Source organism: Mycobacterium sp. Soil_C_30 (genome assembly GCF_057656995.1).
In genome coordinates, this window is the sequence record NZ_JBDGJH010000015.1 from 1 (window position 1) to 14,928 (window position 14,928).

Annotated in this window: 17 protein-coding genes; 1 reads left to right on the plus strand and 16 read right to left on the minus strand. The window is 66.2% G+C overall.

Features of this window, described 5'->3' with window-relative positions; all coding sequences use genetic code 11:
- Positions 1 to 249 precede the first annotated feature (249 nt).
- Positions 250 to 1,503 carry a UDP-N-acetylglucosamine 1-carboxyvinyltransferase gene (murA, locus tag AC3A6P_RS24040; protein ID WP_487694391.1) on the minus strand — a complete coding sequence of 418 codons (1,254 nt, stop codon included), beginning with the start codon at positions 1,501 to 1,503 and terminating at the stop codon, positions 250 to 252.
- A 68-nt stretch (positions 1,504 to 1,571) separates the two neighbouring features.
- On the opposite strand from murA, the gene AC3A6P_RS24045 reads away from it, so the two are divergent.
- Positions 1,572 to 2,153: a cob(I)yrinic acid a,c-diamide adenosyltransferase gene (locus AC3A6P_RS24045; RefSeq protein WP_487694392.1), complete on the plus strand. Its 582-nt coding sequence runs from the start codon at positions 1,572 to 1,574 to the stop codon at positions 2,151 to 2,153.
- Here the strand turns inward: AC3A6P_RS24045 and AC3A6P_RS24050 are convergent.
- The 15 genes from AC3A6P_RS24050 to rpmE form a co-directional block, all read right to left on the minus strand.
- Entirely contained in the window at positions 2,150 to 2,593 is a 444-nt protein-coding gene (locus AC3A6P_RS24050; RefSeq protein ID WP_487694393.1) for a DUF2550 domain-containing protein, read from the minus strand. The two genes, AC3A6P_RS24045 and AC3A6P_RS24050, sit on opposite strands and share 4 nt — an antisense overlap.
- Before the next feature lie 9 nt (positions 2,594 to 2,602).
- Positions 2,603 to 2,968, minus strand: coding sequence for a F0F1 ATP synthase subunit epsilon (locus tag AC3A6P_RS24055; RefSeq protein ID WP_487694394.1), 366 nt, complete (start codon positions 2,966 to 2,968; stop codon positions 2,603 to 2,605).
- A gap of 36 nt (positions 2,969 to 3,004) precedes the next feature.
- Positions 3,005 to 4,435: a F0F1 ATP synthase subunit beta gene (gene atpD, locus AC3A6P_RS24060; RefSeq protein ID WP_487694396.1), complete on the minus strand. Its 1,431-nt coding sequence runs from the start codon at positions 4,433 to 4,435 to the stop codon at positions 3,005 to 3,007.
- A 25-nt stretch (positions 4,436 to 4,460) separates the two neighbouring features.
- Positions 4,461 to 5,384: a F0F1 ATP synthase subunit gamma gene (locus tag AC3A6P_RS24065; RefSeq protein ID WP_487694397.1), complete on the minus strand. Its 924-nt coding sequence runs from the start codon at positions 5,382 to 5,384 to the stop codon at positions 4,461 to 4,463.
- Positions 5,385 to 5,415: 31 nt separating this feature from the next.
- Positions 5,416 to 7,065 (minus strand): F0F1 ATP synthase subunit alpha, encoded by a 1,650-nt coding sequence (atpA, locus tag AC3A6P_RS24070; RefSeq protein ID WP_487694398.1) that lies wholly within the window; start codon positions 7,063 to 7,065, stop codon positions 5,416 to 5,418.
- Between the two features lie 58 nt (positions 7,066 to 7,123).
- Positions 7,124 to 8,464 carry a F0F1 ATP synthase subunit B/delta gene (locus AC3A6P_RS24075; RefSeq protein WP_487694399.1) on the minus strand — a complete coding sequence of 447 codons (1,341 nt, stop codon included), beginning with the start codon at positions 8,462 to 8,464 and terminating at the stop codon, positions 7,124 to 7,126.
- On the minus strand, positions 8,465 to 8,959 hold the full coding sequence (locus AC3A6P_RS24080; protein ID WP_487694400.1) for a F0F1 ATP synthase subunit B: 495 nt from the start codon (positions 8,957 to 8,959) through the stop codon (positions 8,465 to 8,467).
- 9 nt (positions 8,960 to 8,968) lie between these two features.
- Positions 8,969 to 9,223: a F0F1 ATP synthase subunit C gene (locus AC3A6P_RS24085; protein WP_192860403.1), complete on the minus strand. Its 255-nt coding sequence runs from the start codon at positions 9,221 to 9,223 to the stop codon at positions 8,969 to 8,971.
- Positions 9,224 to 9,308: 85 nt separating this feature from the next.
- Positions 9,309 to 10,088 (minus strand): F0F1 ATP synthase subunit A, encoded by a 780-nt coding sequence (atpB, locus tag AC3A6P_RS24090; RefSeq protein ID WP_487694401.1) that lies wholly within the window; start codon positions 10,086 to 10,088, stop codon positions 9,309 to 9,311.
- 10 nt (positions 10,089 to 10,098) lie between these two features.
- Positions 10,099 to 10,554 (minus strand): ATP synthase subunit I, encoded by a 456-nt coding sequence (locus AC3A6P_RS24095; protein WP_487694403.1) that lies wholly within the window; start codon positions 10,552 to 10,554, stop codon positions 10,099 to 10,101.
- Between the two features lie 259 nt (positions 10,555 to 10,813).
- Complete coding sequence (locus AC3A6P_RS24100; RefSeq protein ID WP_487694404.1) at positions 10,814 to 11,986, minus strand: glycosyltransferase family 4 protein; 1,173 nt, start codon at positions 11,984 to 11,986, stop codon at positions 10,814 to 10,816.
- 4 nt (positions 11,987 to 11,990) lie between these two features.
- Positions 11,991 to 12,644 (minus strand): L-threonylcarbamoyladenylate synthase, encoded by a 654-nt coding sequence (locus AC3A6P_RS24105; protein WP_487694406.1) that lies wholly within the window; start codon positions 12,642 to 12,644, stop codon positions 11,991 to 11,993.
- Positions 12,644 to 13,498 carry a peptide chain release factor N(5)-glutamine methyltransferase gene (gene prmC / locus AC3A6P_RS24110; protein WP_487694408.1) on the minus strand — a complete coding sequence of 285 codons (855 nt, stop codon included), beginning with the start codon at positions 13,496 to 13,498 and terminating at the stop codon, positions 12,644 to 12,646. The genes AC3A6P_RS24105 and prmC overlap by 1 nt, the downstream gene beginning before the upstream one ends.
- Positions 13,498 to 14,571 (minus strand): peptide chain release factor 1, encoded by a 1,074-nt coding sequence (prfA, locus tag AC3A6P_RS24115; protein WP_487694409.1) that lies wholly within the window; start codon positions 14,569 to 14,571, stop codon positions 13,498 to 13,500. The genes prmC and prfA overlap by 1 nt, the downstream gene beginning before the upstream one ends.
- 100 nt (positions 14,572 to 14,671) lie before the next feature.
- Positions 14,672 to 14,893, minus strand: a complete 222-nt coding sequence (gene rpmE / locus AC3A6P_RS24120; protein WP_487694410.1) for a 50S ribosomal protein L31 — start codon at positions 14,891 to 14,893, stop codon at positions 14,672 to 14,674.
- Positions 14,894 to 14,928 lie beyond the last annotated feature (35 nt).

Consider the following 14,928-nt stretch of genomic DNA (forward strand, 5'->3'; position numbering starts at 1 on the left):
GTCCCCCACAGGATGTGGCAAAAACAAACAAAAACCACCAAACACACTATTGAGTTCTCAAACAACAGACCTGCAGTGAAAATCTTGTCCCGTTTCAGGGCAACCCTGCCAGCTTAAACTATCTGGTCGAGCGAGTCAAGCTTTTCTGTCTCGCGTCTCCGCGGCGACTTCAAAAGATTAGAACTACCCGCGTTCCGAAGTCAAATCCCCTGGTCAGAGCGGTTTTGCTCGTTCCGAGGCCGACCCGTACTAGCTTACGCGCTCGATCTCGGCACCCAGGCTGACCAGGTTCTCGACGAACAACGGGTAGCCGCGATCGATGTGGAACACGTCGTGTACCTCGGTGTCGCCGTCAGCAACCAGGCCGGCGAGAACCAGCCCAGCGCCGGCACGAATGTCTGATGACCAGACGGGTGCACTCGACAACTGCGGGATACCGCGCACCACGGCGTGATGACCATCGGTGCGTGCGTCGGCACCCAGCCTGATCATCTCTTCGACGAATCGGAACCTCGCCTCGAAGACGTTCTCGGTGATCATCGAGGTGCCCTCGGCGATCGATGCCAGCCCGATCGCCATCGGCTGCAGGTCCGTCGGGAAACCCGGAAACGGCAGCGTCGCGACATTGACGGCCTTGGGCCGCTCGTACTGCACCACGCGGAAGCCGTCGTCACTCTGGGTCACCGTGGCCCCGACATCGTGCAGTTTGTGCAGGACCAGCTGCAGATGCGCGGGATCCACGCCCGTCACCGAGATGTCCCCTCGCGTCATCGCGGCCGCAATCCCCCAGGTCGCCGCGACGATGCGGTCGCCGATCACCCGGTGTTCGGTCGGATACAGCTTTGGCACGCCGGTGATGGTCAGAGTCGACGATCCCGCGCCGGTGATCTGCGCACCCATCTGGCTGAGCATCGTGCAGAGATCGGCCACGTCGGGCTCGCGTGCCGCGTTGTGGATCGTCGTCTCGCCCTCGGCGAGCACCGCCGCCATCAGGATGTTCTCGGTTGCCCCCACGGAGGGGAACTCCAGCTGGATCTCGGCTCCCCGCAGCGTGTCGGCATGGGCGACGACGCAGCCGTGCTCGATATTGCAGGTCGCGCCCAGTTGTCGGAGGCCGGCTTGATGCATGTCCAGGGGCCGCGAACCGATCGCGTCACCCCCGGGCAGGGCCACCCTGGCTTTTTTGCACCGTCCCACCAACGGGCCGAGGACACACACCGAGGCACGGAACTGCCTGACCGCGGCGAAGTCGGCGTCGTACTTCGGCTCATCGGGTGACGTGATACGCACGACATCCCCGTCGAGTTCGACGTTGGCGCCCAGCCCGCGCAGCACCTCCGCCATCAGGGGCACGTCCAGGATGTCCGGGCAGTTCGTGATGGTCGTGGTGCCCTCAGCCAGCAGACTCGCCGCCATCAGCTTGAGCACGCTGTTCTTCGCTCCCCCAACAGCAACTTCGCCGGACAATCGGCTCCCACCGGTCACAACGAAACGCTCACTCACGCCGGTCAGTGTAAGCAGCCCAGAGCCCGAAGGCAGACTCCCTGGACGGACTGCCGTACGGTTTTTCCATGGCTGTGCACCTGACCCGCATCTACACCCGTACCGGCGACGACGGGACCACAGGTCTGAGCGATTTCTCCCGGGTTTCCAAATCGGATCCCCGACTGGTCGCGTACGCCGACTGTGACGAAACCAACGCCGCGATCGGCACCGCCATTGCGCTCGGCGCACCCGATCAACGCATACTCGCCGTGCTGCAGCAGATCCAGAACGACCTCTTCGATGCCGGTGCAGACCTGTCGACGCCCGTGGTCGAAGACCCCAAGTACCCGCCGCTGCGCATCACTGGTGAGTACATCGACCGGCTCGAGGGCTGGTGCGACGAGTTCAACGAGTCACTTCCCGCGCTGAACTCGTTCATCCTCCCGGGCGGGACGCCGCTGTCGGCTCTGCTGCATGTCGCCCGCACGGTCGCGCGCCGGGCCGAACGCTCGGCGTGGGACGCCATCGATGCGCACTCGGACGACATGAATGTGCTTCCCGCGAAATACCTCAACAGGCTCTCGGATCTGCTCTTCATCCTGTCGCGGGTGGCCAATCCGGACGGCGACGTGCTGTGGCGGCCCGGCGGCACTGCAACCAAGAGCTAGACGATCCGGCGCCGTGCGCGGGGGTTCGGACGCGACTCCAACCAGGACAGGAACGCCGTCAAGGCGCCGCGGTCCAAGGCGAGTTCGTAACCACGACGCCGATCCGGTGAGGAGTCGCGCAATTCGAGGACGACGATCTCCTCGGTCATGATGTCGAACTCGTCGCCGCGTGGTGAGCGACGAGACACGATCTCGATCCCGCGGCGGCTGAGCCGGCGGTTGGGCCACCACCGCATGCTGGAGAGCTGGTAGAAAACCGCTTCTCCCCCGCGGTAGCGGATGACGCCGTGACGCCATCCGTGACCGCCGACTGCGGGGACGTCCCGCAGAATCGCCGCTGTTCCGCCCTGGCGCAGATTCCACAACCGGTAGGCCATCACGCCCACCAGCAGTAGCAACACACCGACGAGCACGACCATGAAGATCATGGACGCGCTCACCGGCCGCCCCTAGTCCAGCTGGCCGACGGCGCGCAGACGCGCGCGTCCCCGGGCCGCTACTTCGGGGTCATCAGACTGCGAATCGGTCTTGGCGGCGTCCGCGTCGATCTCCGATTCGAACTCGGCCGACTCGGCGAGGATGATCACGCCTTCCTCGGTCACCGACAGAAAGCCCCCGTCGACGGCGATACGAAGGTCATCGTCGCCTTCACGCTCGACCCGGACCATGGCGTCTTCGACGAGCTGTGCGACCAACGGGATGTGCCGGGGCAGGATGCCGATTTCACCGGCGGTGGTGCGGGTGAAGACGAACGTCGCCTTACCTGACCAGATCTTGCGTTCGACGGCAACGATGTCGACGTCCAATTCAGCCACCACACACCACCTTTCGGGCCCTCATCGTCAGAACGATCACAGCTTGGCGCCGAGGCTCTCGGCCTTCTTGGCCAGATCGTCGAGACCACCGATGAGGAAGAAAGCCTGCTCCGGCACGTGGTCGAAGTCGCCCTTGGCCAGCTTGTCGAAGGCCTCGACGGTCTCCTTGAGCGGCACAGTCGAACCCGGCTGGCCGGTGAACTGCTCGGCCGCCATCATGTTCTGGCTCAGGAAGCGCTCGATGCGACGGGCACGGTAGACCAACTGCTTGTCCTCTTCGGACAGCTCGTCGATACCGAGAATCGCGATGATGTCCTGAAGGTCCTTGTAGCGCTGCAGGATTCGGATGACTTCCTGGGCCACGCGGTAGTGCTCGTCGCCGACGACGCTGGGGTGCAGAATCGTCGAGCTCGACGCCAGCGGATCCACCGCGGGGAAGATGCCCTTCGAGAACACCGCACGCGAGAGCTCGGTGGTGGCATCGAGGTGCGCGAACGTGGTGGCCGGCGCCGGGTCGGTGTAGTCGTCGGCGGGCACATACACGGCCTGCATCGAGGTGATGGAGCGACCACGCGTCGAGGTGATGCGCTCCTGCAGCTCACCCATCTCGTCGGCCAGCGTCGGCTGGTAACCCACCGCCGAAGGCATACGACCCAGCAGGGTCGAGACCTCGGAACCGGCCTGCGTGAACCGGAAGATGTTGTCGATGAACAGCAGCACGTCCTGGTTCTGCTCATCGCGGAAGTACTCCGCCATGGTCAGCGCCGACAGCGCGACGCGCATACGCGTGCCCGGCGGCTCGTCCATCTGACCGAACACCAGGGCGGTGTCCTTGAGCACGTTGGCGTCCTCGAGCTCGACCCAGAGGTCGTTGCCCTCACGGGTGCGCTCACCGACGCCGGCGAACACGGAGGTACCACCGAAGTTGCGGGCGATGCGGTTGATCATCTCCTGGATGAGCACCGTCTTGCCCACGCCGGCGCCGCCGAACAGGGCGATCTTCCCGCCACGCACGTACGGGGTCAGCAGGTCGACGACCTTCAGACCGGTCTCGAGCATCTCCGTGCGGGGCTCGAGGTCGGCGAAGGCCGGCGGCTTGCGGTGGATGGACCAGTGCTCGAAGTCCTTGGCGTAGCCCGGGTCGTCCAGGCAGTCTCCGAGGGCGTTGAACACGTGGCCCTTCACGCCGTCGCCCACGGGCACCGAGATCGAGGCACCAGTGTCGGTGACCTCGACGCCGCGGACCAGTCCGTCGGTGGGCTGCATGGAGATGGTGCGCACCAGGTTGTCACCGAGGTGCTGCGCGACCTCCAGGGTCAGGGTCTTGGCCAGTTCCGAGTAGACGATCTCGGCATGCAGAGCGTTGAACAGCTCGGGTACCGAGCCACGGGGGAACTCGACGTCCACAACGGGGCCGGTGATTCGAACGACGCGCCCTGTCACGGACTTTTCAGCGGTGGCAGTCATATCTTTCTTCGCTTCCTGGGTGGGCTTACTTGGCGTCGGCGAGCGCGTTGGCGCCACCGACGATCTCGCTGATTTCCTGGGTGATCTGCGCCTGGCGTTCGCGGTTGGCTTCCAGCGTCAGCGCCTTGATCAGGTCGTCGGCGTTGTCGCTCGCGGACTTCATGGCGCGCCGTCGCGACGCGGATTCCGACGCTGCGGCCTCCAGCAGCGCGGAGTAGACGCGGGTGGCCACATACCGGGGTAGAAGCGCTCCGAAGAGGGTTTCTGCGTCGGGCTCGAAGGAGAACAGGGTGTGCGGCCCGGTCTCCTCCTCGCCGACGTACTCCACCACCATCGGTGCGATCCGGCGAGCCTCGGCGACCTGCGAGAGCATCGACCGGAACTCCGTGGTGACGATGTGCAGCTCGTCGACACCGAGGATGCCGTCGTCGCCGGCGTCGTCACCTTCGTCGTCGGCGCCGGACATGAAGGTCGTCACCAGTACGTCGGCGATCTCCCTGGCGTTCTCGTAGGTGGGCCGCTCCGAGAAGCCCGTCCATGACTCGACGACTTCGCGTCCGCGGAAGCTGTAGTAGCCCAACGCTTTACGGCCCACGGCGTAGAGGACGGGCTGCTTGCCCTCGTCACGCAGCAGAGCGAAGAGCTCCTCGGCGCGCCGCAGCACGTTGGCGTTGTAGGCGCCGCAGAGCCCGCGGTCCGACGACACCACCAGGACGCCGGCACGCTTCGGGTTCTCCCGCTCGACGAGCAGCGGATGATCGAGCGCGCTGGCGCCGGCCAGGTTGGTGAGTGTGTTGGTGATCTCGTCGGCGTAAGGCCTGGCCGCTTCGACCCGCGCCTGTGCCTTGGCGATCCGGGAGGTCGCGATCAGCTCCTGGGCCTTGGTGATCTTCTTGATCGACCCGGCGGAACGGATGCGGCCTCGTAGCTCACGAAGTGTTGCTGCCATCTGATTCCAGACTCTCCAGTGCCGCTTTTCGTTACTTCTTCTTGGGAGCCGGCTTACGGACCTTGACCGATTCCTGTCCGAGCTCATCGGCGTCCAGTGCGTCGGCCTCGGCCTCGTTCACCACGACCGAGCTGCCGTCGGTTGCCGAGAAGCCCTTCTTGAAGTCGTTGATGACCTCGACGAGCTTGTTCTCGGTGTCCTCGGAGAGCTTCTTGGACTCCCGGATCTCGCTGAGAATGCCGTCGTGCGAGGCCTTGACGTGCTCCAGCAGGTCTGCCTCGAAGCGCTGCACGTCCTCGACGGGCACCGAGTCCAGATGGCCCTTGGTACCGAGGAAGATCGCGACCACCTGCTCCTCGACGGACAGGGGGCTGTACTGCGGCTGCTTGAGCAGCTCGACCAGGCGGGCACCGCGGTCCAGCTGGGCCTTCGAGGCCGCATCCAGGTCCGAGGCGAAGGCGGCGAACGCCTCCAGCTCGCGGTACTGCGACAGATCGAGACGCAGCGAGCCCGCCACCTCTTTCATGGCCTTGATCTGAGCGGCACCACCGACGCGGGACACCGAGACACCGACGTTGATGGCCGGTCGCACGCCCTGGTTGAACAGGTCGGACTCCAGGAAGCACTGGCCGTCGGTGATCGAGATGACGTTGGTCGGGATAAACGCCGAGATGTCGTTGGCCTTGGTCTCGATGATCGGCAGCCCGGTCATCGATCCACCGCCCAGTTCGTCGGACAGCTTGGCGCAACGTTCCAGCAGGCGAGAGTGCAGGTAGAACACGTCGCCGGGGAAGGCTTCGCGGCCCGGCGGCCGGCGCAGCAGGAGCGAGATGGCGCGGTAGGCGTCGGCCTGCTTGGACAGGTCGTCGAACACGATGAGGACGTGCTTGCCGTTGTACATCCAGTGCTGACCGATGGCCGAACCGGTGTACGGCGCGAGCCACTTGAAGCCGGCGGCGTCGGAAGCGGGCGCGGCGACGATGGTGGTGTACTCCATCGCGCCACCCTCTTCGAGGGCGCGCTTCACGCTGGCGATCGTGGTGCCCTTCTGGCCGATCGCGACGTACACGCAGCGCACCTGCTGCTTCGGGTCGCCGGTCTCCCAGGCGGCCCTCTGGTTGAGGATGGTGTCGACGCAGACGGCGGTCTTGCCGGTCTTGCGGTCGCCGATGATCAGCTGACGCTGGCCACGGCCGATGGGTGTCTGCGAGTCGATGGCCTTGATGCCGGTCTGCAGCGGCTCGGAGACTCCTTGGCGCTGCACCACCGACGGCGCCTGCAACTCGAGGGCCCGACGGGTCTCGTGCTCGATGTCGCCCTGGCCGTCGATGGGCTCACCCAGCGGGTTCACCACCCGGCCGAGGAAGCCGTCGCCGACGGGCACCGAGAGCACCTCGTTGGTGCGCTTGACCTGCTGGCCCTCTTCGATCTTGCCGAATTCGCCGAGGATCACCGCGCCGACGCTGTGCTCGTCGAGGTTGAGGGCGACGCCGAGTACGCCGCCTTCGAACTCGAGGAGTTCCTGGGTCATCACCGAGGGCAGGCCCTCGACGTGGGCGATGCCGTCACCGGCGTCGACCACTGTGCCGATTTCCTCGCGCTCGGACTCGGCGCTGAAGGAGGAGACGTAGTCCTCGATAGCGCCTTCGATATCAGCAGCTGAGATTGTCAACTCTGCCATGGCTTTTCGTCTTCCTGCCTTCGTGTTGGAGCAAATGTTCTGGGGTGCTTGGCGTGCGTCAGTCCGGCAGCCCGCTGCGGGCGGCATCCAGCCGGGTGGAGATGGATCCGTCGATCACTTCGTCGCCGACGGTGATCAGGAGCCCGCCCAGCACTGCCGGATCAACGTTGAGCTGGATCGACACCGGATGGCTGTAGATCCGGCCGAGGACCTCCGAGAGCCGGGCGCGCTGCTCGGCCGAGAGATCGGCGGCGGCGGTGACGTGAGCGACCACTTCGCCGCGCCGGGCGACAGCGAGTTCAGCCAGATCGGCGACGGCCTCATCGGCGCGTTCGCCGCGGAGCAGCTCCACTGTCTGCGCGAGCAGCGCAGCAGCGGTGTCATTGACGTCGCCACCGGTACGGCTGAGTACGTTGCGCAGCAGGCTGACTCGACCCTGTGCGTCGGTGGTCTCGTCGGTGAGCAGGCTGCTCAACCGCGGCTGCGCGTCGAGGACGCGACCGAAGCGGAACAGCTGATCCTCGACCGCCTCGCCCTCGTTGTTCTTTTCCGCACGCACCAGCAGAGCAAGGCGGGCGACGTGCTCGATGGCGTCGACCAGGTTGCCTTCGGCCGACCAGCGTTGCGAAACCGCGGTTTTCAGCAGATCCACCGCCGGGGCGCTGATCTTCCCGTCGAACAACCGTTGCGCCAGCTCCACCTTCGGCGCGGGGTTGTCGGTGGGGTCCGCGAGATGCTTGTTGAGGATCGGTTCAGCCAGCAGAAGCTTGGCAACCGAGGTCAGGTCGTCGGCCAGTGCGGTGAGGGCACCGCTATCGAGGCCGCCCGCGATGTCGTCGAACTTCTTGACCACTTCGGCCAGGGCCTCGCGGCTGGCGGCCCGCAGGTTCAGAGAGGCGCCCGCCTCGAGCACCGCCGCCGACGGGGCCATGGACTCGAGCTCACCGAGGAAGCGGTCGACGGTGGCCGACTGCCGAGCCGGGTCCGCCACGTAATCGCGGACCAGATCCTCGGCCTTCTGCACGGATTCGGCACCGAGCTCGTGCCGCAGTCCACGGATGGTCTGCTGACGCAGCAGATGCACCTGCTGGTGCCCCTGGGCCTTGATGCGCTCGGCCTCCGTGCCGGCCTGCTCCTCGAGCTGGGCGGCGATGCGCTCCGAGTCCGACTTGGCCTCCTCGGTGACCTTTGCGGATTCCGCCTTGGCGTCGGCGAGAGCCTTGGCATGCATGGCGTCGGCGTCGGCGAGCTTGCGTGCCGCCTCGGCACTTTCGGCCAGCGCCGTGCGAACGGCCTCCTGTTGCTTCTGCATCAGGCCTTTGACGGGCGGCACGACCCACTTCACGATGATGAACACGATCACCGCGAAGCCGATCAGCTGGCCGATGAAGGTCGACATTTAGCTGCTCCCACCTGATTTCACGTCAACGCCGAGGATGCGGCTGGCCAGGACGGCCGAGAGGCCGTCCACGGACGACCGCAGTTCGGTCTGGGTAGACGAGCGTTGTGCGGACAGTTGTTCGTCCGCCTGTCGCACGGTCTCGGCGACTTCACCGCTGGCCTCGGCCCGCTTCTCGTCGATGACCTGGCGACCGGCTGTGCGCGCGTCGTCACGGATGGCGGATGCCTCCGAACGCGCGCCGGCCATGGTCTCGTCATAGTCGGCTTGGGCGGCTGCCACCTGTTCGGCCGACTTGCGGTTGTCCGCAGCGGTCTTGGCCAGCATGGCCTCGCGCTCGGCGAGGACCTTGCTGACCGGGGGCACCACCCATTTCCAGATCACGGCCAGCGTGATCAAGAAGATGAGCAGCACGACGAAGAAGGTGCCGTTGGGGATCAGGAAGTTACTGGTCCCCCCGCCTTCTTCCGCTGCGAGGATGGTTAGTTCACTCATGCCGACGGTTTACTGCAGGCCCGGCGTCGCGAAGACGAACAGCGCCATGAAGGCAAGGTTGATGAAGTAGGCGGCCTCGACCAGACCGACGGTGATGAAGAAGGGCGTGAACAGCCGGCCCTGGGCCTCGGGCTGACGGGCGATGCCGGAGATCAGCGCGTTACCCGCGATACCGTCGCCGATGCCGGCGCCGATGGCACCGCCACCCAGGATCAATCCGCCGCCGATCAGAGCGCCGGCCGTGATGATGGCGTTGGGATCGATTTCCATTCCTATTTTCCTCCTTGGTAACTGGCGGCAGTACCGCCAGAGTTCATGTGGTCGTTCGGTCTGTTGTGGTGGTCAGTGCTCAGTGTTCGTCGTGATCGAGTTCCATCGCCTGGCTGAAGTACAGGATGGTCAGCAGCGAGAAGATGAACGCCTGGATCAGACCGACGAAGAGGTCGAAGGTCTTCCAGATGGCGTTGGGTGCCCACTGGATGTACCAGGGGAACATCGCGATCAGCGCCACCAGGATGCCGCCGGCGAAGATGTTGCCGAAGAGTCGCAGTGCCAACGAGATCGGCTTGGCGAGTTCCTCGACGATGTTGATCGGGGCCAGGAACGCCACGTGACCCTTGACCACCTTGATGGGGTGGCCGATGAGGCCGCGACGCTTGATACCTGCGGCGTGGTAGAAGAAGAACACGAACAGCGCCAGGGCCAGCACGAAGTTGATGTCGGACGCGGGCGGCTTGTAGAGCTCGGCCGCGGCACCGTCGGATCCGCCGTACTGCAGCGGCAGGACCGCCAGCCAGTTCGAGATCAGGATGAACGCGAACAGCGCGACCGCCAGCGGCAGCACGAACGGGGCCACCCGCATACCGACGGAGCTCTCGATCTGCCCCCGCATCTGGATGGTCAGCGCCTCCCAGAACAGCTGCACGCCACCGGGGACGCCGGTCGAGGTGACCTTCGCCTTCAGGAAGAACGCCAGGCCGATGATGATGACGGCGGTGATGGCGGTGGCGAGGATGGTGTCACCGTTGAACGTCATCCCGAACATCTCGAACACCAGGGTGTGGTGTCCGACGTGGATGGCGGCGCCGCCCTCTTCGGCAGCCAGAACGGTCTCATGCACTTGAGACATGCGAGTCAGCTCAACCCTTCGATTCCGATGCAGATACGTCTTCGACATCCAGGCCGCCCGCGCGGATCTTCTTCAGCACGGGGATGCTGGTGCTCATCACCAGCAGTGCCTGGAAGATCGCGAGTCCGAACAGCACTGCGATGCCGCCGTGGTCCTTGAAGAAGATCGCGATGGCCAGTGCGATCACCGAGATGATCATCAGGCGCATCGCGGAGTTGACGGCCATCTTCTTCTTGAGCGGGTGGTCCTGGGCCGTGATCGCTTCCACCGCGCGGCGCACCATGAGCGCGTTGAGAAGACCCAGCCCCAAGCCGGCGCCGAAGAAGAGGCCGAACCAGACGGTGCCCACGAAGGCGGCGGCCGCCGTGGCGACAGCGGTCAGCAGAACGCAGACGATGAGCAGACGAACGGGCCGGAATGCCACGGACGGAAACACCAACGGCGCTTCGTGCGCTGGTGTCGTCACTTTGTCACCTCTATCCCCACGGTCACGGGAACGGTCCCCCAATGGTCAGGTGCCTCGCCCGTCTGAGCGTATCGGAGGGCGGTGGGCGCGCTGGAATCACCCAAGGGGTAGCTCCCTAAATGTCGGTCGTGTTTCGGCGCCAGGCGACTCTCTCGCCACCGGGCCGGGCCGGCAACCCGCGAGGTTTTTCGGGTTCTGCCAGAACCGTACCACATGGTAGAGCGCCGAAAAGGGCCCCCTACTACAAACGGTCGTACGCTCAGCCCGACCGGCTCTCGCGGCGCCGCAGCAACGGAATCAGCGTGACGATCACCGCGACGGCGATCGCTGCGAGCATCACCGCACCGGTGTCGGCGGGATCGAAGAAAATGGTGCTCGCGGCACCGAACGCCACGATGCCCACCCACAAATAGATGAGCAGGACGACGCGGCGATGCGAGTGCCCGATCTGCAGCAGCCGGTGGTGCAGATGCATCTTGTCGGGGCTGAAGGGACTGCGGCCCGCCCGGGTACGGCGCACGATGGCCAGCAGCATGTCCAGGGCCGGTACGAACACCACTGCGACGACGAGCAGGAACGGGGACAGCAGCGCGAAGACGTCGCGCGCACCGTAGGCGTTCTGCGAGATGGGGCCGGCCGCCGTCGTCGCCGCGGCGGCGAGCATCAGCCCGATCAGCATCGAGCCGGAGTCGCCCATGAAGATCTTGGCGCGGTGGAAATTGTGCGGCAGGAATCCGAGGCACGCGCCGGCCAGCACCACCGAGATCACTGCGGGCGGGTAGAACAGCACGTCGCCGCCGTGATCGCGCAACAATCCGACAGAGAACACGCAGATGGCCAGCGCGGTGATCAGGCCCAGCCCGGCGGCCAGGCCGTCGAGTCCGTCGACGAAGTTCATCGCGTTGACGATCGACACCGTGAGCGCCAGCGTCAGCAGGATCGACGCCGTCTGATCCAGCACGATGGTGCCGACACCGCCGATCGGGATGTACAGGACGCTCCACGCCACACCCATGGTGACCAGCACACTGGCCGCGGTGATCTGGCCGGCGAACTTGGTCAGGGCATCCAGGCCCCAGCGGTCGTCGATCAGCCCGATCCCCATGATGAGCCCGCCGGCCACGATGACGGCAGGCATACCGGTGGAGTACACGAATCCACGGGTGAGCGCCGGGAGTTGGGAGGCCAGGAAGACGGCGGCGGCGACACCGAGGTACATCGCCAATCCGCCCATCCGCGGGGTGGGCTGGACGTGGACATCCCGTTCGCGCGGATAGGCCACCGCCCCGACCCTGGTGGCGAATTTCCGGACGGCGCCGGTCGCGAAGTAGGTGATGATGGCCGCGGTGAGGCCCACGAGCGCGAGTTCGCGCAGCGGTACGCCGGCGCCTCGATCGGAGAGTGCGAGCAGTTCGGGAGCGGCGCTCAACACCGGATCAACCGTACAGGCCGGCGGGATCTATCCCGAGAACCTCGCCGACGCGTTCTGCGGTCACCGGGCCCTGGCGCAGGATCTTGGGCGCAGCGCCGGTGAGGTCGACGATGGTGGACGCGGCAGCCTGTTCGGAGGGGCCACCGTCGAGGTACACCTCGACGAGATCGGCGAGCTGGTTGCGGGCGTCGTCCACCGTGACCGCCGGCGGGCGACCGGAGATGTTGGCACTCGACACGGCCATCGGGCCGACCTCGCGCAACACGTCGATGGCCACCGGATGCAACGGCATCCGCAGCATGACGGTGCCATTGGCGTCGCCGAGGTCCCAGTGCAGGGACGGCGCCTGCCGCACCACCAGACTCAGCGCACCGGGCCAGAAGGCGCGAATGAGCTCGCGTGCGGTGTGCGGCACCGTGTAGACCAGGCCGTCGATGGTGTTCCACGACCCGACCAGCACCGGCACCGGCATATCGCGGCCGCGGCCCTTGGCGGCCAGCAGTGCCGCGACGGCCGAGGCGTCGAACGCATCGGCGCCGATGCCGTACACCGTGTCGGTGGGCAGGACGACCAGCCTGCCGCCTTTGGCAGCGCTGACCGCCGAGGCGATACCCGCGTCACGCTGCGTCGGATCGGAGCAATCGAACACCGTGCTCATCAGGGGCACCTTTCCTCATTCCGCGTCGCGGTCACGAATCGGGGGCGACCGGCGAGGTCTCGCCGTGGCACCACGTCGCGGAACAGGCCGGTGCCGGTGAGCGCGTCGACGGTTTCGGCGGAGGTGGTGTCATCGTGTTCGATCGCCACGTGACCGCCCGGGCGCAGCCATCGGCCGGCGTGCCGCACGATCGGGTGGATCACCGCCATACCGTCCGGACCGCCGAACAGCGCGTGGTGCGGATCGTGCTCGGCGACCTCGGGGTCCAGCACGGCACCGTCGGGAATGTAGGGAGGGTTGGCCACCAGCAGGTCGACCCCGCCGTCGAGGTCGGGCATCAGAGCCGGTGCGGTGACGTCGGCCCGCACGAACTCCACGGCGGTGCCGTGGGCGTTGCGCCGCGCGTAGTCCAAGGCGGTGGGCGAATCGTCGACGGCGATCACCCGGGCGTCGGCGCGGTGCCGGGCCAGCGCCACCGCCAGTGCACCCGAACCGGTACACAGGTCGACCACCACGGGGGCCATCGAGACTTGTTGTGCATCAAGCACTTTCGTGGCCCACTCGAACATCGCCTCGGTCTCGGGGCGGGGAATGAAAACCCCGGGCCCGACGTGCAGGGTCAGCGGACCGAAGGGGGCGGTGCCGGTGAGGTGCTGCTGTGGGATGCGCTGGGCGCGGGCGGTGACGAGTTCGCGGAATCGGGTGTAGAACTCCGGGCCGGGTTCGTCGACGAAACGCAGCCGGCCGCGCTCGATTCCGAGCACATGCGCGGCCAGTTGTTCGGCTTCGGCTGCGGCCGAGCCGATTCCGGCGGCCGCCAACGTCTGCTCCGCTGCGTCGAGGGCCGCGCGCATCACGCCTGCTGGAGCCGGGCCTGTTTGTCGGCGTCCGCCAGTGCGTCGAACAGCGGGTCCAGCTCGCCGTCGAGTACCTGATCGAGGTTGTGCGCCTTGAAGTTGATCCGGTGGTCCGCGATCCGGTTCTCCGGGAAGTTGTAGGTGCGGATCCGCTCACTGCGGTCGACGGTGCGGATCTGGCTGGCGCGATCGGCGGAGGCGTCGGCCTGGGCCTGCTCCTCCTTGAGCGCCTGCAGACGGGCCGCCAGCACCTGCATGGCGCGCGCCTTGTTCTGCAACTGCGACCGTTCGTTCTGGCAGGTGACGACGATGCCGGTGGGCAGGTGGGTGATCCGGACCGCGGAATCGGTGGTGTTCACGCCCTGGCCACCCTTGCCGGAGGACCGGTAGACGTCGATGCGCAGGTCGGATTCGTCGATCTGGACCTGTTCGACCTCTTCGGGTTCGGGGTAGACGAGCACGCCGGCGGCGGAGGTGTGCACCCGGCCCTGTGATTCGGTGACCGGGACCCGCTGCACGCGGTGCACGCCGCCTTCGAATTTCAGCCGGGACCACACCCCGTCGAGGGAGTCACCCTTGCTGGCGATGGACAGCGTCGCGTCCTTGTAGCCGCCCAGATCCGAGGTGGTCTCCCCCAGCATCGTGACCGACCAGCCGTGGCGTTCGGCGTAGCGGATGTACATACGCGCGAGGTCGGCGGCGAACAGCGCCGACTCCTCGCCGCCTTCACCGGATTTCACCTCGAGCACCACGTCGTCGGCATCGTGCGGGTCACGCGGGGCCAGCTGATCGGCGAGTTGGGACTCCAACTCCGACACCCGGGTCTCGAGATCGGTGACTTCCTGCGCGAACGACGGGTCTTCGGCGGCGAGCTCACGCGCGGCCTCGAGATCGCCGCGCGCCGCTTCGAGCTTGCGATGCGTGGAGACGATGGGCGCCAACTGCGCGAAACGCCGACCGACGCGGCGGGCGTTCACCGCGTCGGCGTGCAACTCCGGGTCGGCCAGCTGACGTTCCAGGTCGGCGTGCTCAGCCACCAGCGCGTCGATCGCGGTTGCGCTCTGCGTCATCACTCACCTCCATGGGTCAACTGCGGGAGAACCGGCTGGAAAGACAAAACCGACGCCCGTCCTGTGCGTGCGAGACGACAGGCGGGCGCCGGTCCGGTGGCTACTTGTCGGCAGTCTTGCGCTTGCCGTAACGAGCCTCGAAGCGGGCAACGCGGCCGCCGCTGTCGAGGATCTTCTGCTTGCCGGTGTAGAACGGGTGGCACTGCGAGCAGACCTCGACCACGATGTGGCCGCTGTCCTTGGTGCTGCGGGTGGTGAAGCTGTTGCCGCAACCGCAGACCACAGTGGTCTCGTTGTAGGCAGGATGAATGCCGGTTTTCATAGTGTCCTCTTCAATCGATGGCCGCCGGGTCGCCC